At 62.6% G+C, this 24,610-nt stretch carries 24 protein-coding genes, 2 tRNA genes and 1 pseudogene; 4 read left to right on the plus strand and 23 right to left on the minus strand.

Features of this window, described 5'->3' with window-relative positions:
* Positions 1 to 94 precede the first annotated feature (94 nt).
* Positions 95 to 1,081 (plus strand): DMT family transporter, encoded by a 987-nt coding sequence (locus tag ACYVRU_RS09195; protein ID WP_270356227.1) that lies wholly within the window; start codon positions 95 to 97, stop codon positions 1,079 to 1,081.
* Here ACYVRU_RS09195 and ACYVRU_RS09200 read toward each other — a convergent pair.
* The 14 genes and pseudogenes from ACYVRU_RS09200 to ACYVRU_RS09265 all read right to left on the minus strand — a co-directional run bounded on the left by ACYVRU_RS09200 (position 1,078) and on the right by ACYVRU_RS09265 (position 12,936).
* Positions 1,078 to 1,776, minus strand: a complete 699-nt coding sequence (locus ACYVRU_RS09200; protein WP_418911206.1) for an energy-coupling factor transporter transmembrane component T family protein — start codon at positions 1,774 to 1,776, stop codon at positions 1,078 to 1,080. The two genes, ACYVRU_RS09195 and ACYVRU_RS09200, sit on opposite strands and share 4 nt — an antisense overlap.
* 400 nt (positions 1,777 to 2,176) lie before the next feature.
* The gene (locus ACYVRU_RS09205; protein ID WP_022740411.1) at positions 2,177 to 2,401 is read right to left on the minus strand and encodes a hypothetical protein; all 225 of its coding nucleotides are present in this window, start codon (positions 2,399 to 2,401) and stop codon (positions 2,177 to 2,179) included.
* Positions 2,402 to 3,130: 729 nt separating this feature from the next.
* A pseudogene (rplQ, locus tag ACYVRU_RS09210) lies at positions 3,131 to 3,565 on the minus strand (50S ribosomal protein L17); the annotation flags it as partial.
* Between the two features lie 13 nt (positions 3,566 to 3,578).
* A complete protein-coding gene (locus ACYVRU_RS09215) occupies positions 3,579 to 4,529 on the minus strand; it encodes a DNA-directed RNA polymerase subunit alpha (RefSeq protein ID WP_461186048.1) in 951 nt (316 codons plus the stop codon).
* A 29-nt stretch (positions 4,530 to 4,558) separates the two neighbouring features.
* Positions 4,559 to 5,155 carry a 30S ribosomal protein S4 gene (rpsD, locus tag ACYVRU_RS09220; RefSeq protein WP_022740414.1) on the minus strand — a complete coding sequence of 199 codons (597 nt, stop codon included), beginning with the start codon at positions 5,153 to 5,155 and terminating at the stop codon, positions 4,559 to 4,561.
* An 18-nt stretch (positions 5,156 to 5,173) separates the two neighbouring features.
* Complete coding sequence (rpsK, locus tag ACYVRU_RS09225) at positions 5,174 to 5,572, minus strand: 30S ribosomal protein S11 (protein WP_022740415.1); 399 nt, start codon at positions 5,570 to 5,572, stop codon at positions 5,174 to 5,176.
* A gap of 15 nt (positions 5,573 to 5,587) precedes the next feature.
* On the minus strand, positions 5,588 to 5,956 hold the full coding sequence (rpsM, locus tag ACYVRU_RS09230) for a 30S ribosomal protein S13 (RefSeq protein WP_022740416.1): 369 nt from the start codon (positions 5,954 to 5,956) through the stop codon (positions 5,588 to 5,590).
* A gap of 22 nt (positions 5,957 to 5,978) precedes the next feature.
* On the minus strand, positions 5,979 to 6,092 hold the full coding sequence (gene rpmJ / locus ACYVRU_RS09235) for a 50S ribosomal protein L36 (RefSeq protein WP_016309305.1): 114 nt from the start codon (positions 6,090 to 6,092) through the stop codon (positions 5,979 to 5,981).
* Between the two features lie 132 nt (positions 6,093 to 6,224).
* The gene (gene infA / locus ACYVRU_RS09240; RefSeq protein ID WP_016309306.1) at positions 6,225 to 6,443 is read right to left on the minus strand and encodes a translation initiation factor IF-1; all 219 of its coding nucleotides are present in this window, start codon (positions 6,441 to 6,443) and stop codon (positions 6,225 to 6,227) included.
* Between the two features lie 365 nt (positions 6,444 to 6,808).
* A complete protein-coding gene (locus ACYVRU_RS09245; RefSeq protein WP_114539649.1) occupies positions 6,809 to 8,080 on the minus strand; it encodes an MFS transporter in 1,272 nt (423 codons plus the stop codon).
* A 51-nt stretch (positions 8,081 to 8,131) separates the two neighbouring features.
* Positions 8,132 to 9,064 (minus strand): alpha/beta hydrolase, encoded by a 933-nt coding sequence (locus tag ACYVRU_RS09250; RefSeq protein WP_181815615.1) that lies wholly within the window; start codon positions 9,062 to 9,064, stop codon positions 8,132 to 8,134.
* Positions 9,065 to 9,145: 81 nt separating this feature from the next.
* Complete coding sequence (locus ACYVRU_RS09255; protein ID WP_114539647.1) at positions 9,146 to 10,444, minus strand: MFS transporter; 1,299 nt, start codon at positions 10,442 to 10,444, stop codon at positions 9,146 to 9,148.
* A 62-nt stretch (positions 10,445 to 10,506) separates the two neighbouring features.
* Positions 10,507 to 11,589 carry an ornithine carbamoyltransferase gene (locus ACYVRU_RS09260; RefSeq protein WP_114549675.1) on the minus strand — a complete coding sequence of 361 codons (1,083 nt, stop codon included), beginning with the start codon at positions 11,587 to 11,589 and terminating at the stop codon, positions 10,507 to 10,509.
* Between the two features lie 45 nt (positions 11,590 to 11,634).
* Positions 11,635 to 12,936 carry an agmatine deiminase family protein gene (locus tag ACYVRU_RS09265; RefSeq protein WP_114549676.1) on the minus strand — a complete coding sequence of 434 codons (1,302 nt, stop codon included), beginning with the start codon at positions 12,934 to 12,936 and terminating at the stop codon, positions 11,635 to 11,637.
* 220 nt (positions 12,937 to 13,156) lie between these two features.
* Here ACYVRU_RS09265 and ACYVRU_RS09270 point away from each other — a divergent pair, with 220 nt between their 5' ends.
* The gene (locus ACYVRU_RS09270) at positions 13,157 to 13,723 is read left to right on the plus strand and encodes a TetR/AcrR family transcriptional regulator (protein ID WP_114539644.1); all 567 of its coding nucleotides are present in this window, start codon (positions 13,157 to 13,159) and stop codon (positions 13,721 to 13,723) included.
* A gap of 9 nt (positions 13,724 to 13,732) precedes the next feature.
* On the opposite strand, the gene ACYVRU_RS09275 is transcribed toward ACYVRU_RS09270, so the two are convergent.
* A complete protein-coding gene (locus ACYVRU_RS09275) occupies positions 13,733 to 15,025 on the minus strand; it encodes a hypothetical protein (protein ID WP_114539643.1) in 1,293 nt (430 codons plus the stop codon).
* A 245-nt stretch (positions 15,026 to 15,270) separates the two neighbouring features.
* On the opposite strand from ACYVRU_RS09275, the gene ACYVRU_RS09280 reads away from it, so the two are divergent.
* Positions 15,271 to 15,346, plus strand: a tRNA-Lys gene (locus ACYVRU_RS09280).
* Between the two features lie 110 nt (positions 15,347 to 15,456).
* Positions 15,457 to 15,530 (plus strand) — tRNA-Gln (locus ACYVRU_RS09285).
* 83 nt (positions 15,531 to 15,613) lie between these two features.
* Here the strand turns inward: ACYVRU_RS09285 and ACYVRU_RS09290 are convergent.
* The 8 genes from ACYVRU_RS09290 to ACYVRU_RS09325 form a co-directional block, all read right to left on the minus strand.
* Positions 15,614 to 17,023, minus strand: coding sequence for an MFS transporter (locus ACYVRU_RS09290; protein ID WP_461186049.1), 1,410 nt, complete (start codon positions 17,021 to 17,023; stop codon positions 15,614 to 15,616).
* Complete coding sequence (locus ACYVRU_RS09295; RefSeq protein ID WP_157011962.1) at positions 17,023 to 17,454, minus strand: universal stress protein; 432 nt, start codon at positions 17,452 to 17,454, stop codon at positions 17,023 to 17,025. Before ACYVRU_RS09295 ends, ACYVRU_RS09290 begins: the two co-directional genes overlap by 1 nt.
* Before the next feature lie 279 nt (positions 17,455 to 17,733).
* Positions 17,734 to 18,336: an HD domain-containing protein gene (locus ACYVRU_RS09300; RefSeq protein WP_114539640.1), complete on the minus strand. Its 603-nt coding sequence runs from the start codon at positions 18,334 to 18,336 to the stop codon at positions 17,734 to 17,736.
* 446 nt (positions 18,337 to 18,782) lie between these two features.
* Positions 18,783 to 20,534 (minus strand): carbon starvation CstA family protein, encoded by a 1,752-nt coding sequence (locus tag ACYVRU_RS09305; RefSeq protein WP_461186050.1) that lies wholly within the window; start codon positions 20,532 to 20,534, stop codon positions 18,783 to 18,785.
* Positions 20,531 to 21,223 (minus strand): hypothetical protein, encoded by a 693-nt coding sequence (locus tag ACYVRU_RS09310; protein WP_461186051.1) that lies wholly within the window; start codon positions 21,221 to 21,223, stop codon positions 20,531 to 20,533. The genes ACYVRU_RS09305 and ACYVRU_RS09310 overlap by 4 nt, the downstream gene beginning before the upstream one ends.
* Before the next feature lie 131 nt (positions 21,224 to 21,354).
* Positions 21,355 to 22,317: a putative manganese transporter gene (locus tag ACYVRU_RS09315; RefSeq protein ID WP_461186052.1), complete on the minus strand. Its 963-nt coding sequence runs from the start codon at positions 22,315 to 22,317 to the stop codon at positions 21,355 to 21,357.
* A 4-nt stretch (positions 22,318 to 22,321) separates the two neighbouring features.
* Positions 22,322 to 23,737 carry a uracil-xanthine permease family protein gene (locus ACYVRU_RS09320; protein ID WP_461186053.1) on the minus strand — a complete coding sequence of 472 codons (1,416 nt, stop codon included), beginning with the start codon at positions 23,735 to 23,737 and terminating at the stop codon, positions 22,322 to 22,324.
* A complete protein-coding gene (locus tag ACYVRU_RS09325) occupies positions 23,734 to 24,312 on the minus strand; it encodes a xanthine phosphoribosyltransferase (protein ID WP_461186054.1) in 579 nt (192 codons plus the stop codon). The genes ACYVRU_RS09320 and ACYVRU_RS09325 overlap by 4 nt, the downstream gene beginning before the upstream one ends.
* Between the last annotated feature and the right edge of the window lie 298 nt (positions 24,313 to 24,610).

Raw genomic sequence — 24,610 nt, forward strand, 5'->3', positions numbered from 1 at the left:
TGCACACCCACGCCCGTCAACAGGATTCCGTTGCGCCCCCGTTGGCTGGCAGTAACCTGGCGAAACGCGAAAGGCCGCACTATAATGGCAGGCTGTGACTGAGAAGAGACATATCCCCGGCTTCGTGTACAAGCTCATGCTGTTGGCGGCCACCATTATTTGGGGGTTCGCCTTCGTGGTGATGAAGGACGCCGTCGACGTGCTGCCGCCGGCCCAGCTCATCGGCGTGCGCTTCTTCCTGACGGGGCTGCTCATGGCCGCCGTGTTCCGCCGCTCGCTGGCGGGCACGCTGAACGGGCCGTGCCTTAAGGCGGGACTCGTGCTGGCCGCCGTGACCTTCCTCGCCTTCTGGGTGCAGACCGTGGGGCTTGCTGACACTACACCGGGAAAGAACGCCTTTCTCACGGCTACCTACTGCGTCATCGTGCCCTTCATGCTGTGGGCCGTCGCCGGCAAGCGCCCCACTCTCGCCAACGTGGGAGCGGCGGGGATGTGCATCGTCGGCATCGGGCTCGTATCGCTTACGGCCGGCTCCCTCTCCTTCGAGTTCGGCGATGCCATGACGCTTCTGTGCGCCGTCTTCTTCGCGGCGCAGATCATCGCTATCTCACGCTACTCCGAGCACTTCAACGTACTCGCCCTCACCGTGTACCAGTTCCTCTTCGGTGGCCTCATGGGGCTCGTGGTCGGTGCACTCACCGAGCCGGCGCCGAACCTGGCGGCTCTCACGCCGGAGTTCGCCTTCAATCTGTTCTACCTCGTGGTGTTTGCCTCGGGGCTGTGCTATCTCTTCCAGAATGTGGGGCTCGCCCACGTCTCTCCGGCCCAAGGGTCGCTTCTGCTGTCGTTGGAATCGGTCTTCGGCGTGCTGGCCAGCGTGCTGTTCTACGGCGAGGTGGTTACGGGGCGCATGGCCGCGGGCTTCGTCCTCATCTTCGCGGCCATTCTGATAAGCGAGCTGGCGCCGGCACGGGCAAAGCGCGAGAAGCGACCGGAGACGAACGAACCGCTCGGCATCCTGGGATCGCGCAACGTCCCGATAGCCAACGAGGACGACGCCGAGCCCGTTGCGAACCCCTAGGGAACGAGCGCGAAAGCGACACAGGCGGCAACGCCGACGAGAAGAACCGCTCCGTCGCCGGCGGAGAAACGGCGCTCGACAAGCGAGGTCGGCTCTCCCGAGGCCCCGTAGCATCGCGCCTCCATAGCTGCGGCCAGACGATCGGCCCGGCGAAAGAGCCCTACGAGCACCGGCACCATGAGCCCCCCGTAGGCCCGCAGGCGTCGCACGAGCCCTGCGTCCTCGAAGGCAGCTCCCCGCGAGGCCTGGGCGGCTCTCACGGCTCTCAGCTCCTCGGAAAGCAGCGGCATGAACCGCAGAGCGATGGAAAGCGACGTCGTGAAGTCGCGTACGGGCAGGCCCAAGCGACCCAAAGGGGAGAACAGGCGGCGCAGCCCCTCGGAAAGCTCTGCGGGCGTGGAAAGCGCCATGAGCAAAAGACTCGCCCATACCAGCAGAAGCAGCCGGAGGGCGACCGCGATTCCCGCAAGCCATCCAGAGGCTGCAACGTTGTAGACGAGCAGGAAGCCGACAATGGGATAGGCGAAGGCTCCTTCTCGCAGCAGACGTGCGACGGGGACGCCCCCGACGAACGCCACCGCCGCCAACAGCGCAGTCGCCACGCCCAGGCCCAAGAGGTTTCCCGTGCAGAAAAGCGCCACAGAATAGGCCACGAGCAGCCCGATCTTCGCGCGGGCGTCCACGGCGCGCAGCATCCCTTTCGCACCGATACGCGCAGCGCGCCGAGCTTCGCCGCCGCTGCATCTCGCACCGCCTGCGTGTTCCGCAGCGCCAGCGCGAGCAGCACATGCATCCCCTTTCTCGGATGCGGCAGAATATGTCGGGGCTTTTTCCATGTCGCCAGTATCCCACAGAGCTTCCACCGTCCAGCATACCGCCCCTTCCCTATCGGCCAGACTCCCGTAAGCACTCGTGTTTTGTGCACGGACGCAAAAGAAGGCGCCCCCATGCTCAAGGGGCGCCTTCTTTCAATTCCGTCAAGCCATCCCGCGGACTCCTGTTAAGGAAGAGCCCAGGCTTGGTGGAGTCGTTTCGAAGCCGGCGAGTTAGCGAACCGGCCTCAAATTGGCGAGCCGCACGGCTCGCATGCGAGTTCTAGAGCGATTGCTCGGCCGCAATCTCGGCCTGCTCGAACTCGAAGGCAGTCTCCGCATCCTCAGCGGCAGCCTGCTCGTTGCCCAGCGCGTCATCGTACTCGGTGGACATGGTGGCCTCGGCCACGATCTCCTGCTCGACGCGCTCCAGATCCTTGGCAGCATCTTCGTTCTTGGCGGCCTCGGTCGCAACGAACTCCTCCATCAGCGTATCCTTGTCAGCCATGATCCGGCTCCTTTCAATCGGTGCGATACCCGTGTACTTACACTGCAGGAGCAAGATCGGTTGCCCTTGCAAGGAGTATTCTATGGGCCTGCGCAGCAACCTAAACTTGAGCGAGCCGATAGTAATTCACTGGTTGGATGCGCGTTGCTTTGCCGTCACAGAGCCGCGTCGCGAGTCATACCGTGCTTGCGGCAAGGGGCGACCAAGGTCGCCCCCTACGGGGAGGAAGCCCCCACCGCGGGTCTTACCGTGCTTGCAGCAAGGGGCGACCAAGGTCGCCCCCTACGGAGGGAACGCAGAGAAGCCGCCCTCAGGCGGCTTCTCCGGTATAGAACGATGCTTCCGCGCCCCGCGTTTGCGGCTGGCGGGCGCGCGGTGCATCCGAAGGTCCCAGTCGAACGATTACTCGCTCTTGACGTCGGCCTTCTCTTCCTCGGCCTTCTCCACCTCGGAGGTCTCGGCCTCCTTGGCAGCCTCGGCCTCGGCCTTCTCGGCCTCCTCCTTGGCGGCCTCGTCAGAATCGCCGGCGGTCTCCTCGGTCTCGCGGAACGCCTCGGCCTCTTCGGCCTTCTTCTCTTCGACGGCCTCAACCTTCTCGGCATCGGTCATCTCGGCGCCGTTCTCGGCAACGGCCTCGGCGGCGTCCACAGCCTCGATCTGCTCGACGGTGCCGTCGGCCTCGAAGCCCAGATCCTCGGCGAGCTCCTCGGACTTGTCGGCCTTCTTGGCGACCTTCTTCGGGGCGGCCTTCTTGGCAGCGGCCTTCTTCTCGGCCGCGGCCTTGCGCTCGGCCTTGGGCACGCAGGGCTCGGTCACGAGCTCCATGATGACCATGGGGGCGTTGTCGCCCTTGCGGGGCCCGAGCTTCATGATGCGGGTGTAGCCGCCGGGACGATCCTGGAACATGCCCTGGGCGACCTTCTCGAAGATCTCGCGGACGAGTTCCTTGTCGTTCAGGTAGGCGATGGCCAAACGGCGGGAATGCAGATCGCCGCGCTTGGCCCAGGTGATCACCTTGTCGACCTGCGGGCGGATCTCCTTGGCACGGGACTCCACCGTCTTGATGCGGTCGTTCAGGAACAGGGCGGAAACCAAGCTGCGCTTCATAGCCTTAGTGTGGCTATAGTCGGTACCGAGCTTGCGACCCTTCTTGTTGTGTCTCATAACTCTTTGTCTCCTAAAGCTTCAAATTGAGGTCCATGGAAATGAGCTTGTCCTTCACTTCCTCGATGGACTTCGCACCAAAGTTCCGAATGTTGAGCAGGTCGTTCTCGGAGAACTCGACGAGCTGGCGCACGGAATGGATGCCCGCGCGCTTCAGGCAGTTGTAGGAGCGGACGGAAAGGTCCAGATCCTCGATCTGCTTGTCAAGCTCGGCGTTGGACTCCTGACCCTCCGGCGCGAAGATGGAGGGAGCCTCGCCCTCTTCCTCCTCGCCGGTGGAAGCCAAAGCCAAAAACGCGCCCATGTACTGGTTGATGATGTTGGCCGCGCGGCACACTGCCTCAGTGGGGGCAAGCGAGCCGTCGGTCTCCACCTCGAGAACCAGCTTGTCGTAGTCGGTGCGCTGGCCCACGCGGGTGTCCGTCACGTTCATCGTGCAACGGCGCACCGGTGAGAACAGCGAGTCCACATGGATGATGCCGATGGGATCCTCCGTGCGCTTGTTGCGCTCGGCGGACACGTATCCGCGACCGACACCGATGCGGATGGTCATGTCCAGCTGGCCGCCGTCGGCAACCGTGGCGATGATGTGATCGGGGTTCACCAGGTTGAACTGGCCCGGCACCTCCAGATCGGCGCCGGTCACCGTGCAGGGGCCCTCGGCGAACACGTGCGCGGTCGCCTCGTCGGCCTCGTCGGACACCTGGGAGAACACCAGGCCCTTCACGTTCAGCACGATATCGGCGATGTCCTCGATGACGCCTTCCGCGGTAGTGAACTCGTGCTGGACGCCCTCGATCTGGATGGCGGTGGCCTTAGCCCCGTCCAGCGAGGAGAGCAGCACGCGACGCATGGAGTTGCCCAGCGTGTTGCCGTAGCCGCGCTCGAGCGGCTCGACGATGTAGCGGGCAACGGTGTCGTTGACTTCCTCCGTGGTAACGGTAGGCCTCATGAACTCTGTCATGTATGGGTAGCCTCCTAAAAAAGTCGCGATTATTTCGAGTACAGTTCGACGATGAGCTGCTCGTTGATGTCCAGATCAATCTGGTCGCGCGTCGGGAGGGACAGCACGCTGCCCTGCAGCTTCTCGATGTCGATCTCCAGCCATGCCGGGACCTGAACGCGCTCGTTGGAAACCAGAGCGCTCTTCACCACGAGAAGCTCCTTGGCCTTGGGGGCCACCGAGACGAGCTCGCCGGGACGCACGCGGAAGGACGGGATGTCCACGCGGCGGCCGTTCACGCAGATGTGGCCGTGGGTCACCATCTGGCGGGCTTCCTTGCGGGTGCGGGCGAAGCCCAGACGGAAGACAACGTTGTCGAGACGGGTCTCCAGGATGGTCATCAGGTTCTCACCGGTCTGACCCTCCATGGACTTGGCGCGCTTGAAGTACCCACGGAACTGCTTCTCGAGCACGCCGTAGATGAACTTGGCCTTCTGCTTCTCGCGCAGCTGCATAGCGTACTCGCTCTCCTTGCGGCGACGCTTGGGCTGGCGGATGGATTCCTTCTTGCTGGAGTAACCGAGCACCACAGGATCGATGCCCAGCTGACGGCAGCGCTTGAGAACCGGAGTTCTGTTGATTGCCATAATGTACGATCCTTTCAGTTACACGCGGCGACGCTTCTTGGGGCGGCAGCCGTTGTGCGGAATGGGGGTGCAGTCCTGGATGCTGGCCACTTCGAGGCCGGCAGCCTGCAGGGAGCGGATGGCGGTCTCGCGACCGGAACCCGGGCCCTTCACGTAGACGGCAACCTTCTTCAGCCCGTGCTCCATGGCCGTCTTCGCGGCGGCCTCGGCGGCCATCTGCGCGGCGAACGGCGTGGACTTGCGAGAGCCCTTGAAGCCCACGGTGCCCGCGGACTGCCAGGAGATCACGTTGCCCTGGGGATCGGTGATGGAGACAATGGTGTTGTTGAACGTAGACTTGATGTGAGCGGCGCCCACGGCAATGTTCTTACGCTCAGAGCGCTTGATGCGCGTAGTACGTACTTGCTTCTTAGCCACGGTTTGCTTACCTCACTACTTCTTCTTGCCGCCGATTTGCTTGCGCGGACCCTTGCGGGTACGGGCATTCGTGTGCGTGCGCTGGCCGCGAACGGGCAGGCCGCGACGATGACGCAGACCGCGATAGCAGCCGATCTCCATCAGGCGCTTCACGTTCTGAGAAACCTCGCGATGCAGGTCGCCTTCGACCTTGAGGTTCTGCTGGATGTAGTCGCGCAGCTTCGCGAGGTCTTCCTCGGAAAGGTCCTTCACGCGAATGTCGGGATCGACGCCGGTAGCGGCGATGATCTCTTTGGCCGTAGTGAGGCCAATGCCGTAAATGTAGGTCAAGGCGATCTCAATGCGCTTATTGCGGGGAAGATCGACACCAACGAGACGTGCCATGTTTGTTCAGAGTCCTTTCTTCCTAGCCCTGACGCTGCTTATGGCGCGGATTCTCGCAGATGACGAGGATCTTGCCATGGCGTCGGATGATCTTGCACTTGTCGCACATCTTCTTGACCGAGGGACGTACCTTCATGTCGTTTCCTTTCGGTATGCGGATCGTTCTATACGTGCACGCCCAGCCGCTGGCGAGTGTTTTCTCAGCTGTGACCGCGCGCGAAGGATCCGGGTCTTCGCGCGGGGGCGCCCTACCGGGCCTTAAGGGGGATTACTTGAAGCGGTAGGTGATGCGGCCGCGGTTCAAGTCGTACACCGACAGCTCCACGGTCACGCGGTCGCCGGGCAGGATCTTGATGTAGTGCATGCGCATCTTGCCGGAAATGTGGGCGAGGATGGTGTGGCCATTCTCGAGTTCCACCTTGAACATCGCGTTGGGCAGGGCTTCGAGCACCGTGCCCTCGAGTTCGATTACATCTTCCTTAGCCAAAAGTTGCTCCTCCAAAACGGACTGATAAAGCAGCAACGCAAGATAGTACCAAAAAGGCAAGGGGATTTGAAGAAAAAATCGCACAAGGGCGTAAAAAACCAAAAAGCGGATTTGGCTTTGAAGATGACCTGCTTGTCAGGCCTGCGGTCGAGCCGCGCAGCTCTCAGTGATCAACCGGAGCCGCCAGGTATTATTCGCGCTGCCTAAGCGCTGCCGCCTTGTCGGCAATTGGGTATGCTAGCACAGGTGCGCCCCTCGATGCAAGCGGGAGGCGCACCTTGGCAGATAAAACAAGGGGGCGGCGCGCCCAGATGAGACAACAGGGAACCCAGGCGCGCACCCCTACACGAAAAGATGGTCGACGGCTACTCGCTCAACCAGCGCAGGGTGCGGCTGCTTTTCTTCGCGAGGATGACCAGGGCGATGATGACGATATCGACGATGAAGCCGAACACGAACACATTCTGGAACACGCCGGTGGCCTCGTAGATGGACATCATCAGCGGAATGCCCAGGCTAGCAACCAGGTAGCCGCAGCTGGTGATGCGCGAGAAGATCTTCTCGAAGTCCCTCATGCCGAAGATGGAGAGCGCGAAGGTGGAATAGCCCACGCCGGTGATGGCGTACATGGCGTCGTTCAAACCAGCGCCTACGCACGAGCCTACCACCGACTCGCTGCTGAAGTACAGCACCACGAATGACACCATGGTGATGCCCGTCCACAGCACCATGGCGCGCGTCGAGCCGAATTTATCGCTGGTGGCACCCGCCAGGGGGTTAAAGACAATGTCGCAGAGGCTCGCCGAGGACACCATCAGTCCGCCCACCACCGCGCCAAGTCCCACCACTTCGGCGTAGGTTGGAAAAATGGCGTTCATACAGGCCGTCCCTTGGCACAGCATCACCACGCCCACGCAGAGGAGGAACGGCACGCTGCGGAACGCTGCGGCTGCCGGCACGCCGGGCGCGGTGCTGGGAGCCAGGGTTTTAGCGCGCCCAGCCGCTTCCTCGTACCCGTAAGGCAGAAGCCCCTTATCTTCAGGGCGATAGCGGATAACGAAGACGATGGCAGGCAGCGCCAGGCATGCGGATGCCGCGGCGAGCACGAAATATGAGGAGCGCCAGCCAATGGCCTCGATAATGGTGGCGAACAAAGGGCTTGCCACGGCGCAGTACAGCGCCTGGATGGCCCACACCACGCCGATGGCGAAGCCGGTCTTCTTCGCGAACCAATTACCCATGGTGGGCGTGACGGTAACGGTGCTGGTGGCCGCCAGCCCGAGACCGACGAACACACCGGAGACATACCACATCCAGGGCTCATCGTAGAAGGCCATGGCCACAGTGGCCAGCACCTCCATGGCCACGGCCGCGATCAGGATGACCGGCAGTTTCACGCGCGTGAGCAAATTGCCCACCAGGGGCATGGCCAGGCCCATGCACACCATTTCTATGGTGGTATAGAGCGTCAGGGTAGAGAGTTCGCAGCCGATGTCCGTGCTGACAGGATAGAACCACTGCGCGCCCACCACCGAGAACGAGCCGATGGTGCCGCTCATCATCAGACCATAGGCAATCATCACAAGCCATGCATAGTGGGGCTTATTCCCCTGTTCAACGGTTTTCGCAGATGTCATTGCATCCAACTCCGTTTCTAAGCTCGAAGATTCGTTTCCAAAGTCGATCTCTCACAGCTGCGAGATTACATAGGACCGGTACTCGAAGGCCTTGTCGGCAATGGGCAGCGGGAACGTGTCGAAGGTGTGCGTGAGGCCCGTGAGCACATGGAGCTCGGCGGGAACGTGAGCCGCCATCAGGCGCTTCGCGTACTCGATGGTTTCGTCGCGGAACAGGTCGAGCTCGCCCACCTCCAGGAAAGCCGGCGCCAGGCCCTCGAAGCTCTCGTTGCGCGCCGGGGCCTCGCAGGGCAGCACTTCATCGGTTCCCCGGCGCTCGCCCAGCACGGCCTCCCAGGCCATCTTGTTGTTCTCCGCGAACCACACGTGTGCAAGGCCGTCGAGCTCATCGTCGCAGGCCACGGTTCGGTCGTCCAGCATGGGGTAGATGAGAATCTGCTTGGCCAGCGGCACGCCTCTGTCGCGCGCGAGGATAGCGGCCCCCGCCGCAATGCCCGCGCCGCCGCTGTCGCCCATGATGGCAACGCGGTGCGCATCGATGCCCAGCTCGTCCGCATGGCCGATGAGCCACAGGTACCCGTCGAGGGCATCCTCGGCCTGGGGGCGCGGATGCTCGGGCGCCAGGCGGTAGCCGATGGACAGAAACGGCACGCCGCTTAGGGCCACATAGCGCGAGATATCCGCGTCCATCTCGTCGATGCCCATGAGGATCATGCCGCCCCCGTGGACGTACATCACCGCCGAGCGCGCATCCGACCCCTCCTTCCGGTACCAGCGGGCCCGCATGGGATAGCCGTCGGCCGTCTCAATCTCCACATCACGCGCCACGACCCCCTCCGCCAGCGGCAAGTCCCGCATCTCGGCGTAGAGGGGGTCGGCGAACGCGCGCATTTCCTCAAGGGTTCCCACGAACTTCTCCGCAGGCGGGAAGCCCGCGGGGTCGTCTACGAGCTCCTGGAGCTCGGGATGGTAGCGATAGGTCATTCCCCTCATCCTCTCCTTTTCTCGAGAATCGGAAAACGCGAAAAGCCACCTGCCCGGCACAAGGGCAGGTGGCTTTGGGGCTTACTCCTGCGGGGCGGCCTCGGCGGCAACCTCGACGGTTTCCTGGGGCAGCTTCGCGGACTGCTTCTCGCCCACCAGCAGGCATACGATGATGATGGCGCAGACGATGAACCCGAAGACGAACACGTTCTCGAAGGCACCGGTAACCTCGTAGATCTTCATCATGATGGGCACGCCCAGGCTGGCAACAAGATAGCCGAACATCATGACCGTGGAGAAGATGCGCTCATAGTCCTTCTTGCCGAACCAGGCCATGGTGAAGGTGGCTAGGCCCACGCCGCAGAGCGCGTACATGACATCGTTGATGCCCGCGCCCACGATGGCCAGAATGGGGCTGTTCACGCTGAAGTACAGGATGACGAACGACACCATGGTGACCACGGTCCAGCCGATGAACGACTTGGTGGGGCCGAACTTGTCGGCCGTGGTGCCCAGGATGGGATTGAGAGCGATATCGGCAAGGCTTGCCGCCGTCACCATGAAGCCGCCCACAATGGCGCCAAGGCCAACTACCTCGGCATAGGTGGGGAACACCACGTTCATGTTCGAGATGGTCATGGACATCATGACCACGAGGACGGCCATCACGAAGGGCACCGAGCGCAGGGCCAGTTTGTAGGGCACGCCGGTCTCGGCGACCGCGCCACCCTCTTCCTCAACGGCGTTCGGGTCGTAGCCGTAGGGCAGCATGCCCTTGTCCTCGGGACGATAGCGAATGACGAAGATGGTGAAGGGCAGGGCCATGACCGCGGCGATGATGGCCAGCACCACGTAGCTCATGCGCCAACCGAGCATCTCGATCATGTTGCTGAAAATGGGGCTCGCCACCGCCACAAAGATACTCTGGATGGTGAAGATCATGCCAATGGCGAAACCGGTCTTCTTGTGGAACCAGTTGCCCAGGGTGGGCGCAGCGGTCACGGTGCTGGTGGCCGACAGGCCGAAGCCGATGGGCACAGCCGCCACAAACCACATCCACATCTCGGTGAACATGGACATGCAGGCGAAGGGAACGAGCTCCAGCAGCACGGCCACGGTCATGAGCACCGACAGCTTGATTTTGCCCGATGCCATGATCTTGCCGCAGATGGGCATGCCCAGCGCCATGAACACCATGGACAGCGTCACGTACAGGGTGAACGATGACAGATCGAAGCCCAGCTCCTCGCACACCGGATAGTAGAACAGGCCGCCCATGACGGTGATGGCGCCGATAGTGGCGCACATGACCATGCCAAAGCCGACCATGACGAGCCAGGCGTAGCCGCTTCCGCTTTTCTTTGCTACTTCAGTAGACATGTTTTCTCCTTACGGGAACGGCGGGCAGCCGCGCAGGCCGCCCGCCCGTGGTGAGTCGACGACTAGATGCCCAGAACAGCGGCCAGGCAGGCCTTGATGGTGGGCTGGCGGTTGCCGGCCTCGCGGAAGATCTCGCTGGCGTGCTTCTCGAAGCACTCGTCGGAGATGCAGATGCCCTCGGTGAGGATGCGGCGGTCGCGCTCGTTCTTGGCCTCGGCCAGGAACTTCTGCATCAGCTTCATGTCGGCGTTGTGGTAGGCCGGCAGCATATGCATGACCAGGCAGTCGGGGTTCTTCACGTAATCTTCCATCAGGTCGCTCGTCACGCGGTAGGGCTCCATGATGTCGGAGTGGCGCAGCCACGCGTCGTAAGAGTACTCCAAGCTCGTCCAGTCGCCGGTGGCGGCCAGGTCCTCGTCGTGCACGTCGGGGTTCTGGTAGATCCAGCACTCGGTGGTCACCACGTCCATGCCCTTCAGCTTCTCCTTGTCGGAGGTGAGCACGATCTCGTTGTTCGGTGCCCACTTGTTGAACAGGTCCTCGATGTTCTCCTTGAAGGAGTCGCACAGCTGGTAGCGCTCGTCGTCGGGGCCCACGGCGTAGAAGTCCATGCCCAGAAGCGCGCACAGGCGGCCGTACCACATGGCGGTGGTGGCGCAGTTGCCCACGAAGGCCAGCTTGCGGCCCTTCAGGTTGCCCAAAAGCTCCTGCATGGTGAGGGCGTCGGCCAGCATCTGGGTGGGATGGTCGCCCTCGCAGCAGGCGTTGATGACTGGAATGGTGGCGATGTCGGCCACCTCGCGCACGTAGGCCTCCTCGCGCTGGGCGCGCAGCACGATGGCGTCGTACATCTCGCTGAACACGCGGATGGAGTCCTTCACCGTCTCCTTGTTGCCGAAGTGCGAGTTGGACAGGTAGGTGAAGCCCAGGCCCAGGTCATGGCAGGAGGTCTCGAAGGCGCAGCGGGTGCGGGTCGACTCCCACTCGAAGTGGGCCACCACGTTCTTGTTGTGGAAGCGGGCGTGATCGACGCCGGTCATCTTCTCGGCCTTCAGCATCTTGGACAGATCCAGCAGGTACTGGAACTGGTCGGGGGTCATGTCGCCGATGTTGATGATGTCCTTTCCTACGAAGTTGTTAAGCATGGGTGAGATTCCTTTCCTCTTGTTTTCTTCCCTTGCGAACTCACGTTATTGGGGCATTGCCACGTTCTTGGTCCAGCAGTGCACGCCGCCGCCGAACAGGTTCAGGTAGTAGGTGTCCAGCATGACGACCTCGCGGCCGGGGAACACGCTCTTGAGCACCGCCTTGGCGCGCTCGTCCTTCTCCTTGATCTTCGGATCCATGCCCTCGTGCCAGTAGCGCTGGCCCAACACCACGTCGTTGCACACGAGGAAGTTGCAGTAGCTGCAGGAGTTGACGAAGCAGTAGTCGCCCTCGGGCCACGGGGTGCCGTCGAAGGCCACGCCGCCGTTCTCGTCGAAGAACTGCTTCCAGCCCATGACCGTGGGGTTGTCCTGGCTGCCGCGGAAGATGAGATGCTCCGGGAAGGGCATGCGCACGATCTTCAGCGGGCGGCCGTCGGGCAGCGTCTCGTTCTTGAGGATCTCGTAGGCGGCGTCGATGCGGCGCTTGTTCTCGGCGCTGATGGGGCCCTCGGCGGCTTCCTCCTCGGTCACCTCGGCCAGAAGCACCGTGTCCTCGTCCACGAAGCGGCAGTACTCATCGGCATGGGCGGCGAAGGAGCCAGGCCAAATCAGCGTGCCGTCCTCCATCTTGTCGATGGGGCCCTTGCGGATGTCGTCGTCTTCCAGCATCGGCTTGGGAATCCAGATGATCTTGTCCAGGTTCCAGACGCGCTTGTACTCGTCCTCGATTTCTTCCTTGGTGTACTCGGGGTTGCGCTTGACCACCTCGGTGTCCTCAACGGCGATCATGACGCCCTTGCCATTGAACTCGCGGTTGCCGCCTTCGGACACCATGTCGGAGTTCACCATGTCGAAAACGTCAAGGTCGATGGCCATGTTCGCGCCGGCGCGACGGGCCAGCTGCTGGGCAGGCTCCATCTTGTCGTTGTTGGAGTAGTTGCTCCAGCGCATGTTCACAGCCAGCGTGTTGCCCTCGTCGTCGATCATGACATCGGGGCCGTTGTCGCGGATGGACACGCTCCAGTCGTCGAACTGGGTGAAGCGGATGAAGGGGCTGAACTTCTCATCCCCGTTGTCAGCGGCGGTGTTGCGCTGACCCTCGGTATCGGGGTCGGACACATCCACACCCGCATCGGCCAGCATCTGCTTGCAGGCCTCAAGGGAGGTCTCGCAGCCGCAGTTCACATGAACGTTCACGTGACCCAGCAGATTCTTCACCACCTCGACGAGCACCTCACGACCCTTGTCGCCGTCCTCACCGGCGCAATAGTCGGGAAGCCAGTTGATGAACACGTCGGTCTGCGGTTCGAACTCTCCCGGGAATCGGAACTTCTCAATTTCCACTTGCTGCTCCTTTCGTCCTGCCTGCGCTCTTGCGAACGCCCCTCTTGTTCCTTACTTACTGTAAGTAAGGCAAACTATAGTGACCTTCCCGCTCAAAGTCAATGGATTTTTTTACAATGTGTAAGTTTTTTTACACGCTGTAAAGATTTCAGGTAATATATAGGCGATCGAAAAAGCATCGAGCGAACGAGTCTATTGGTTGCAGAGCGAGGAAAACCCCATGTCAACACGAGATCAAATACTGGAAATCGCCTATCGGGCCTTCGCGGAGAAGGGCTACAACCACACCTCCATGGGAGCCATCGCCGAAGAGCTCGGCATCACGAGGCCGGCCCTCTACTACCACTTCTCTTCCAAAGAGGACCTGCTGCTGGCCACCTACGAGATGATCGACCCGCTCATCAACGTGAGCGCCGACGAAGCGCTCGGCTGCACGGAGCCCGCCGAGTTCAAGCAGGCCTTCGCGGCCCTCATTGCGAGCATCACCAGCAATTTGCGCAACGATGAGCAGCGGGCCCGGTTCGTTGCCACCGTCGAATCGACGTCGGGGCAGATTCCGGCCATCACCGAGAGCGCCCAGGCCCAGTACGACGAGACCTGCGCCATATTCGCAACTGCGCTGGAGCATGGAAAGGCAATCGGCGCCGTTTCGGCCGATATGGACATCGATGCGGCCAAGCAGTACTTGGGCATCTTCATCTACGGCATCGGCGACATCATGCTCCGCGGCTGCAAGATCAACATGAAAGCCACCCGTGACATGGCCTTGAAAGCCATCTTCGGATAGGGTCCTTCCCTACTCCACGTACCCTTTCTGGAGCTTGCGGGCCAGTTGCAGGCCGCGGGCTACGAAGCCCTGGCCGTATTCCTCGCGGATCTTCCAGGCGTAGCGAGTGTGAGGGTCCTCGAACTTCAGGCGCTGGAAGGCCAGGCATTCGTGGACCGAGGTGCCGAAGTCATCGAAGAACGCTTCCATGGCATCGATGATACGCTTGGCAGCCTTCACCACCGAGCAGGCGGTGCCGTCGGGCATGACGATCTTCACGGTCTTCAAATCGTAGTGGGCGGCGTTCTTGAAGTTTTGCACGGCCTGCACCTGGTCCTTCACCGTGAGGTTCGCCGGCGCTTGGGCGGCGGCCCATACCAAAAACAGCTGGCTGAACAGCACGTCGCGCTCGTCGATACCGGAACGGACGAGCGGGTTCAAGTCCACCATGCGCAGCTCGATGTGGCTGATGCCCTCTTTTAAGCCCTCCAGGCTGTAGGGGCCGAAGTTTTTCAGCCGGATGGGGTAATAGAGCTCGGAGGGGTAGCGAATCATGCCGCTGTCGATGTAGGACTGGATGGAATCGGCGTAGGCCGCCGCACTCGTATAATCGAGAATGGGCGCGAAGAAGTTCCAGTAACCGAGCTCCGAACAGCGTACGGTGGCCAGGCCCTGGAAGAGGTCGCCGCCGATGCGGCCCTTCTCCACGAAGGAGGAGTCGCACACCGGGCTCGCGGCCATGACCGCGGTGAGAATCCAACTGTAGGCCACGCAGTTCTCGGCCAGGCGCACGTAGAACTGGTCGCGGTAGGCCTCGAAAATGGCGGGGGCGTCGGGACTCTCCGCGCGGGCGAGCTCGTAGTCGGCACGCAGCAGCGCCTCGCCGAAAGAGTAGTTCAGGTGAATGCCGGAAAAGGCCATCTTGTAGCGGCCGTAGCGGTCGGAGAGGTACTCGCGGTATTCCGTCTTGCCGGCATCGTCGCCGAAGTACTGGGCGATGGGGATGTCCTTCTCGTTCAGGATATAGGGCGGGTTCGAGAAGGGCCACAAAAGCTCGCGCTCGGGCAAATTCGCGATGGCCCGCTGCACGAGGCCGTTGTAGTGCTCCAGCGATTGGATCGCCTCGGCCGGCGTGGCGCACACCGGCGTGTTCACTTCCACCTGGTTCTCGGAGAAATCGCGCACGATGTGCACGTCGTCGGCGAAGTCGGCCGGCGTATGGGCGAGAAAGCCGCCGCCGTCGATGCGCAGCGACTCTTTCTCCAGGCCGAAGCCGCCCTCCAGCAAGTGGGCGCGAACTGATTCATCGTGGGCGTGCAGCATGATGGCCTCCCGAAATGCGTCGGGCGTCGACGCGGCGCCCTGAAGCGGCGGCCATGCGGTCCCGCTTTCCCTGATGTTCGCGGTTAAGTTTACCAGTTGCGACTTCTCTCTCGCGAAATACCATCGCATCGCTACGAATCTGCAATCTGCAATCTGGACATCGAATGCAGCCCCGTTTCCGCATCCCGATTGCTCATTGACCGAAATCGTCCGGAACGGTAAACTAAGCGCTTGCGTGAAGAAGTGGGCCTTTAGCTCAGTTGGTAGAGCAGGGGACTTTTAATCCCAAGGTCGCGGGTTCGATCCCCGCAGGGCCCACCACTTTTCGCCTGGTCGCGCAAAGCAACCGTTGCGCATAACGCCAAGCTCTAAAGAGAAGCGTTCCCGCAGCTTCCCACGACCGGAAGGCGCGCGACCTTACGTTCTGACACTGGGGTATCGTCCAACGGCAGGACTCTGGTTTTTGGTACCAGCTACCTAGGTTCGAATCCTAGTACCCCAGCCATTTTCCGCACAAGCAAGCCGCTCTCCGGAGCGGCTTTTTCATTGCCTGCTGAGAGACGGAGACGCAACCGCGAGAACCCTCCCCTACCGTGCGCCCTTTTCGGTTTTGGCGACAACGAGGAACAGGGCCAGGGCGAGCACACCCACGACGGCCATGCAGAGGTACAGGTTCGCATACCCAATGAGCGGGGCCACGATGCCGAGCAGGATGGGGCCGATGCCCACGCCCACGTCGAGCAGCATGTAGAAGGTGGCGTTGGCGACCGACAGGCGCGCATCGCTCGTCACGCGCACGGCCATGGCCAACCCGCACGACTGCACGGTGCCCACGCCGAAGCCGAGCAGGGCCGCAGCCCCCAGGATCATCCAGTCGTTGGCCGCGAAGGCGAGCACCACCATGCCCGCTGCGAAGGACACGAACGCCGGCACCATGACGGGATGCGGCCCCACGCGGTCGAAGGCGCGGCCGGTGAAGGGGCGCGTGACGAACATGGCCAGCGCGTACACGACGAAGAACATGCTGGCGGCCCGGGCCAGGCCGATCTCAGTGGCGTAGGGCGTGAGGAACGTGAGCAGGCTGGAATAGCCGAAGAACAGAAGGCCGCACACCACCGAGATGGGCAGTACGCCGGCTTCCACGAAACGGGCGAGCGGCGAATGCTCCACCTTGGCGGCGACCTTCTCTTCCAAATGAGTGGAAGGCACGCGCGTTGAGACGGCGGCATGCAGCGACTCTACTAGGACCTCGTCGCGGTTGGCGGCGGCGTCCTCGCGACCCTCTTCGGCGGGGGCATCCGTAACCGCACCGGCCACGGCATCGGCGGCCGCTTCCACCTCGGCCTCGGCGGCCGCTTCGCTCCCCTTCACCTTCGTGGAAGATGCGGGGCGCAGAAGCAGCGCCGCCGGAATGGAAAGAGCCACGAGCACGCTCGCCACAACGAACACCACCGGATAGCCGAAGTTGTTCGCCAGGAAAATGCCCGCAAAGGGCCCGATGGCGCTGCCAAGGGTGATGGACAGCATAAAGTACCCGATGCCCTCGCCCTTGCGCTCGGGCGGCACCACGCTGGTAATGACCGTAGCGATGGTGGTGGAGCACACGCCGTAGGAGAACCCGTGGGCCAGACGCACGCCGATGAGCGCGCCCACCGGCTCGTTCAGCAGGTACAACGCCGAAAGCGCCACCTCGGCGATGCAACCGACGATAAGCAGCGGCAGCCGTCCGAAGCGCTCCATCATCGGCGCGGCGGCGAAACGCGAGAACAGCGTGCCCACGATGAAGGCGCTGGCGCAGAAGGCAGCCACGGCGGCCGGCGCCTGGTACACGGTAAGCGCATAGGAGGTCATGACCACCATGAGCATGAAGTAGTTGCCGGCGATGAAGAAGTTCAGGAAGGTGCCAGCGATGAAGTTGCGCGTCCAGAGCGGTGCGGGCGCAGGCGCGGGCCTTTCGCAACGCGAAGGAATAGCAACCTTGGCAGCAGATGAGGCCATTAGCGGCAGTCGCCTTCTTTCGCGATGAGCACCGTCATGGGCGACTCCTTGGTGACGGCATAGCTCACGGAACCCAAAAAGCCCTTCACGCCGCCTTGGCCGCGACTGCCCATGATGATGAGGTCGCAGCCCTCCTCCTTCGCGCAGTTCACGATGAGGTCGGCCGGGGACGTGCCCTTGAGCACCTTCACCTCCGTGGGGTTCACCATGTCGGCGGCGATGGCCTCCAACTCCTCGCGGATGGCCATGGCGTCGTCCACCATGACGGTATCCATGCCGGCAGCGGCCGAGCCCGAGGAGAACAGGCGCATCACATGGACGAGCACCACTTCCACCGCCGGGTTCTGGGCGGCGATCTCGCGCATCACCTCCAACGCGCGATGAGAGGGAGCGCTGCCGTCATAGGCTACGAGAATCTTCTTGCACCACATGGGCGTCCTTTCTGCTCACGTATCCGCCCCACACCTCCGCCAGGTGCCAGCGCGGCCGAATGAAGTCCACTTGCCATTGTAGACCCGCCAGCCTGCCGCCACCGATTCTTTGCAAAGTTGTTGCAATAGAAAAAGCCGCCCCCGTCTGACAGCGGAAGCGGCCCCACAACACAATTATTCGAAAGCATTGCGAGGCGGCCCGCCGTGGCCGCGGCGGCTCGCCTGTTCTTTACCATAGAAGGCGTCCGGCGAAAGCCAACGACCTTCCTCGGAAGGCCCCTACTCTGGCTCGACGAACGTGTCGCGGTCGGGGGCGAAGGACTGCATGGCCTCGATGGTGCGGGCGAACAGCTCGTCCAGCTCCCAACCGAGCATATCGGCGCCCGAGGCGATGACCTCACGGCTCACGCCAGCGGCGAAGCGCTTGTCCTTGTACTTCTTCTTGAGCGACTTCACGTTGAAGTCCATGACCGACTTGCTCGGCCGCATGACGATGGCCGCCCCAATGAGCCCGGTCAGCTCCTCGGTGGCGAAGAGAATCTTCTCCATCTGAAGCTCCGGCTTGGGCAGATCGGTGTTGTAGTCGGAGGTGTGTGACTGAATAGCGCGAATGAGCTCCGGCGTACCACCCGCCTCCTCGATGAGCGGCGCGGCGTACAGCGTGTGCTTCTCCGGCTCGTCGTCGTGCTCTTCCCAATCCAAGTCGTGCAGAAGGCCCACGATGCCCCAGAACTCCTCGTTTTCCGGATCGTACTCGCGGGCGAAGTAGCGCATGGTCTGCTCGACGGTCTCGCCGTGCTCGATATGGAACGGATCCTTGTTGTGGGCAGCGAGCAGTTCAGCCGCTTGCTCGCGGGTCATGCCGGCGGAAAGTGCGGTCATGGGCGTCTCCTCTCGTCTTGTTTGTCGCTTCCTGACACTATAACGGGGATGCACCCCCTTGCGCTATGGGGTGCGAAACAAAATTCCCTATGCCCACTTTAGTGCTCGAACAATCCACGTCCTTGTTTCGGGCAAGAATTTCGAGTTGTTAGACTCTCACTGTCGAGCAAAATGATCGTTCCGCCGTAGCATGATCCTGCTGCAGAGCAGTGACAAGGTTGCGACCTGGCCTTTTGCCCAGTTGCCTCGAGATGCGCAGTCGCCAAACCGATCGACAGACCTGTTAGCGCGCTCCCTTATGTCTAACAACTCGAAATTATGCCCCGAAACGAGCCCCCAGGATTCCCGGGTGCCCGTTCTGGGGCAGCAATGCGAAGAGACCAGCAGCAGGATGCTTGCAGCTACGCGACCCGATTCTACGCGACCCGATTCTACGCGACCCGCTTCTACGCGACCCGCTTCTTTCCGAAGATGGTCTTGCAGCCCTTGACGGCCAAGATGACGGCGAACACCATGAGCAGCACGCCGATGACCAGCTGCAGCACCGTGGCGGCATCCATCGTGCCGGCCACCAGAAGGCCGATCTTGGCCCACACCGTCAGCGCCAGCGAGGTCAGCGTCACCACCATCATGAACGCCATGGGGACATAGAACATCTTGTTGTTGCGGCCGGCGTTACCCAGCCACGCGCACACAGCGAGCAACCCGAGCGCGGCCAGCAGCTGGTTGGCGGCGCCGAACAGCGGCCACACGAGCTGGTAGCCGGTCATGCCCAGCCCCACGCCGAGCACCACCGTGATGATGGTGGCGACCCAGGGGTTCACGAGCACCGCGCGCCAACCGGTAAGGTCGCTTGCCTCCATGCCGTGGGGCGTGAAAAGCTCCTGGAACATGTAGCGGCCCAGGCGCGTCGCGGTGTCGAGCGAGGTCAGGCAGAACACCGACACCGCCAAGACAAGCAGAGCGTAGGCGACCGACTCCGCGCCGGCGAGCCCGGGCACGCAGGCGAGCATCTGGGAGAGGCCCGCGGCGAAGACCTGGGTCGGCGAGGCGTAGGTGCCGTCCATGTAGCCCGAGAACACGAAGGCCACCGCGCACAGCGAGATGACCGCCACCAAGCACTCGAGCAGCATGCCGCCGTAGGCGATGGGCTGCGCCTCGGCCTCGCGGTCGAGCTGCTTGGAGGTAGTGCCCGAGGCCACAAGGCTGTGGAAGCCGGAGATGGCGCCGCAGGCGATGGTGATGAACAGCGCCGGGAACAAAAAGCCCGAGGCAGCCACCTTGGATGTGCCAGCCGCAGCGGAAAAGCCGGTGAATGCGGGAATGTCCAGCGAGGCGGCGTTGCCCATGACGCCGGCGCCGATGATACCGACAAGCGCCAGGGCGATCATGCCGTAGAGCAGATAGCTCGACAGGTAGTCGCGCGGCTGCAGAAGGATCCACACCGGGGCCACGGAGGCCACGAGGATATACAGGCCCACAAGGATCATCCAGGTGGTGTTGTCCAGCGCGATCACCGGCAGATTGTAGCCGAGGGCCACGACGACCACGATGATGGCCAGAGCTGAGACGATGTTCGCGGCCGCGGGGATCTTGCGACCACGGGTGATAACGCCGTAGATGACGGCTACCACGATGAACAGCACCGAGATCATGGCCGTGCGCATGTTGGCCAAATTCCCCGTCTCGACTGCCACGGCCTTGGCGGCGTCGTCAGTGGGCACCGGTGCCACAGCAAAGGTGCTCGCCACGATGGAGGCGAAGGCGGCCACCACCAAAATGAGCGTCAGGTACGAGAAGATGCAGAACAGCTTCTTGGCCGTGTCGTCGATGTTCTCGGCAATGACCGTCGCGAGCGTCTGCCCCTTGTGGCGGATGGAGGCGAACAGCGCGCCGAAATCGTGCATGGCGCCGAAGAAGATGCCGCCGATGAGCACCCACAGAAGCACCGGCACCCAGCCGAAGATGGCCGCCTGGATGGGGCCGTTGATGGGGCCGGCGCCGGCGATGGACGAGAAATGGTGGCCGAGCACCACGTAGGGCGCGGCGGGCACGTAGTCCTTGCCGTCCTCGAACTCGTGGGCCGGCGTGGGGCGGTTGGGGTCGATGCCCCACTGCTTGGCGAGCCAGCCGCCGTAGAAGACGTAGCCGCACACGAGAACCGCGATGGCTACCAGAAGAATGATCAGGGCATTCATAACGTACTTCCTCTCTTCTCGCCCTGGGCTTCAAAGAGAGGGCGCGCGCCATCGCAGGCTCGGCCCTCCCGATCTTGCGGAAACGCCGGGGCGGACGCGTCAAGCCGATGCCCATCGCGCGCGGCGTCGCGAACAGCGCTGCTCGCGTTGCCGCAACGAGCGTCGCGCACAGCAACACCGCCGTCGATGAACGCATTGGCCTGGAGCGTTTCCCCCAGCGGTTTTCCCTGTGAATTGGTCGTCACGCGCCCGCGCGACAAGTCGGCCACCGCCAGACGCAGATCGGCCCACCCCCGCCAGCCGAGCGCGAAGTTCTTGCGGAAGCGGGTGCGCCGCACGCGCTCCCACGCGAGATCGTCCACGGCATCGGCGACGATGGCGAGCGACAAGTACGTCATCATGTGATCGGGCGCGGGCCGCACGAGGGAGAGCCCCTCGCCGGTAACGCAGCCGACCAAGTCGTCCAGCTCGCCTGTGGTCAGGCGGGGCGTGCCCCAGAAGAACAGGTGCTCGTGGCTGGCCGCCTCCCACAACTTCGCGCGCTTGACGAGCACGTACTGAGAGACCGAGGAATGGAACTCGGCGTAACCCGGGAAGGTGCGGCCGGCGAAGTCGTGGTCGCGCTCGACGTCGAACCACGCTTCATGGGCGGCAAGAAGTCGCTCGATGACTTCTCCACGGCCTGCCAACGCCATCGCCTTCTTCCCATTGATGACCGAAAAAGTTAACTTTGCGAGCGTAGTACTTACGACTGGGCGATGCAAGAACTTTTTTGACGGCTCGTCAGGTTTTTACGGAGTGGAAACGCTCGGCGATGCCGCTAGAACACGACCCCCAGGCCATTGCAGATAAGGCCCCAGAACACGCCTATGGCGTACAGCACCGCGATGATGGCGACGTTCTGCTTCCAGTGGCGATTGGCCCGGACCAGCACGAGCAGCCCCACGCCGGCGCTCACCAGAAGCCCGGCCAGCATGGCGCCGGCCCCCAGGACGCCCTCCACATACAGCTGGGCGATGACCACGCTGGCGGCGCAGTTCGGAATGAGGCCCACAAGCGCGCAGGCGAACACCGAGAAGTTCGGATTGTCGCCGAGGAACTGGGCGAGCGCGTCCTCCCCCACCGTTTCCAGGACAATGTTCAGCACGATGGTGATGAGGAAGATGAACAACGTCACCTGCACCGTATGCTTCGTGGCGCTCTTCAGGATGCCCTTCCAACCGTGCCCATGCTCATGGGTGTGCTCCACGTCATCGTGGTGCTCGTAGGCGCGCTCGGGGGCCTGCTCGCAGGTGTGACAGTCGTGGTTGCAGCCGCACTGGTCCTGCTCGCACAGCTCATGGATGCGCAGGCGCTCCTTGTCGCGGCGCGCCAGGCGCAGCACGGCATCCACGATGAAGCCCATGACCATGCCGATGACCACCTTCGCCCCCATGATGGACAAGATGGTATTGCCGGGCACCGCCTCGGCCAGGAAAATGGGCAGCATCTCGTCGGAGGTGGAGAGGAACACGGCAAAGAGCGTCCCCAGCGTTATCACGCGACCCGCGTACAGCGTGGCCGCCACGGCCGAGAAGCCGCACTGGGGCACCACGCCCAGAAACGCGCCCACGATGGGCCCGGCCGCACCGGCGTGGCGAATGGCCTCCTGGGTCTTGCCGCCGGTCTTGTGCTCGAGCCACTCCATGGCCAGGTAGGTGACGAACAGAAACGGGATGAGGTACAGGGTGTCGGCCAGAGAATGCTCCAGCACGTGTTCGGCTATGTGCGCGATGGTTTCCATGGATCTAAGATTCTAACGCGTCTGTGGCGATATCCACCGAATCGTTGCCCTCCTCCACGATCAGCGGGCCCTCCACCTTCTGATCTTTGGGCAAAAGCAGGCTCGCCAGAATGGCCACGACGAAGACCACGGCCACGCAGTTGTCGGCGAATACGCTCTGCACCAGTTCGGGGAAGATGGCGAAGATGTCGCCCATCTGGGTAAACCCGATGCCCACGGCCAGCGACAGCGCGGCGATGGTGATGTTGCGCTGGGAGAAACCGGCATTGGCGATCATCTGGAAGCCGCTGACGATGATGTTGCCGAACATCATGATGGTGCAGCCGCCGAGCACCGCCTCGGGCAGCGATGCGAACACGAGGCTCACCACGGGCACGAAGCCGGCGAGCACGAGCACGACCGCTCCCGTGGCGATGGCGCGACGGTTCACCACGCCGGTCATGGCGATGAGGCCGACGTTCTGCGAGAACGAGGTGACCGGCGAGCAGCCGAACACGCCGGCGAGCGAGCTAACGAGGCCATCGGCCGTCACGGCGCCGGAGAGCTCCTTGTCCGTGGGGTTGCGGCGCAGCGCGGCGGCCGTGAGCGCCGAGCAGTCGCCCACGGTCTCGGTGGCGGAGACGAGGAAGATGAGCGTGACGGTGATGATGGCGCCGAGGTTGAACTCCGGCGTCACAGGCAGCACGCCCGGCAGCGAGAAGAGCTGCGCTGTGGCGAATCCGGAGAAGTCCACTTTGCCCAGCGGAATGGCCACCAGATACCCCACGACAAGGCCGAAGAGCACCGAAAGCTGTTTAGTGGCGCCCTTGGCGAGGCCCTGGAACACAAGGCACGCCAGAAGCGAGACGGTGCCGAGGATGAGGTTCGTGGCGCTGCCGAAATCCTCCGCGCCGGAGCCGCCGCCGAAGGAGGCCGCCCCCACGCCGAGCAGCGAGAACCCGATAGAGGTCACCACCACGGCCGCCACGATGGGTGTGATGATACGCCGCCACCAGCGGGCGAACAAACCCAGCAGCCCCTCGATGAGGCCGCCGACGATGACCGCTCCCACGAGCGCCCCGTAGCCCTGGGTCGCCGCAATGGTGCAGGCCACGGAGACGAAGGTGAAGCTGATGCCCATGACGATGGGAAGCCCGCTGCCCACCCGCCACAGCGGGAACAGCTGCACGAAGGTGCCGATGCCGGCGATGAACATGGCGTTCTGAATGAGCGTGGCCCGCAAGTCTTCGGGAAGGCCGGCCGCTGCCGCAATGATCGCGATGGGCGCGAGGTTCGCCACGAACATGGCCAGCACGTGTTGCAGGCCGTAGGGGAAGGCCGCAAGCCAGCCGATCTCGCCATCAAGGGACGAGAGCGCCTTCATCTTCGGGTCGATGAAAACCACGCCGCCCTCGCTTTCCACGTTTCTCTTGCGGCTCATGAGCGGAACTCGATGGCGCCGGTGGCCGGATCCATGGCCTCGACGATGGCGAGGGACTGCAAGTCGTAGCCCGCCTCGCGCAACTCGTCGCCACCGGGCTGGAAACCTTTCTCAATGGCGATGCCGATGCCCTCCACAGTGGCCCCGGCACTCTCGCAGATCTCGAGCAGGCCGCGTAGGGCGCAGCCGTTGGCGAGGAAGTCGTCGATGATGAGCACATGGTCGTCGGGCCCGAGAAAACGCGTGGAGACGATGACGTCGTAGATGCGGTTGTGGGTGAAGGACTGGATGCGCGTGGAATACATCGTGCCATCCAGGTTGATGGACTGGGTCTTCTTCGCGAACACCACGGGCACGCCGAAATGATGCGCCACCACGGCGGCGATGCCGATGCCCGAGGCCTCGATGGTGAGGATCTTGTTAATGGGCTTGCCCGCGAACAGGCGCTTCCATTCCTCGGCCATCTGGGAGAACAGCTCAATGTCCATCTGGTGGTTCAAGAAGGCGTCCACCTTCAGCACACCGCCCGCCTTCACCACGCCATCGCGGCGAATGCGCGCTTCCAACAATTCCACGGAAACCTCCTTGGGCTTCGGGGCCATTTTCGCGTATCGCACTATCTTAGGAGATCGCGCCCCTCTTGGGAACGACTGCCGAAAACGCCCATGAAATAGAGCGGACGGGAAATTGGCGGTTGAGAACTTGGAAAATGTGCTTTTTTGAATAGGGGTTTGACCTGGTATTTCTTGAGTTTTATCAGGTCAAAATGGGGGTTTGGGGATGCTGACGTTTTTCCGTCCCAAAACCTATGCTGCAAGCCCCAAGGTTCTCCTGTATTGCACGGGGCTCATCCCTCCCAATGATAGCTTGATC

The organism is Adlercreutzia sp. CNCM I-6216 (genome assembly GCF_977113345.1).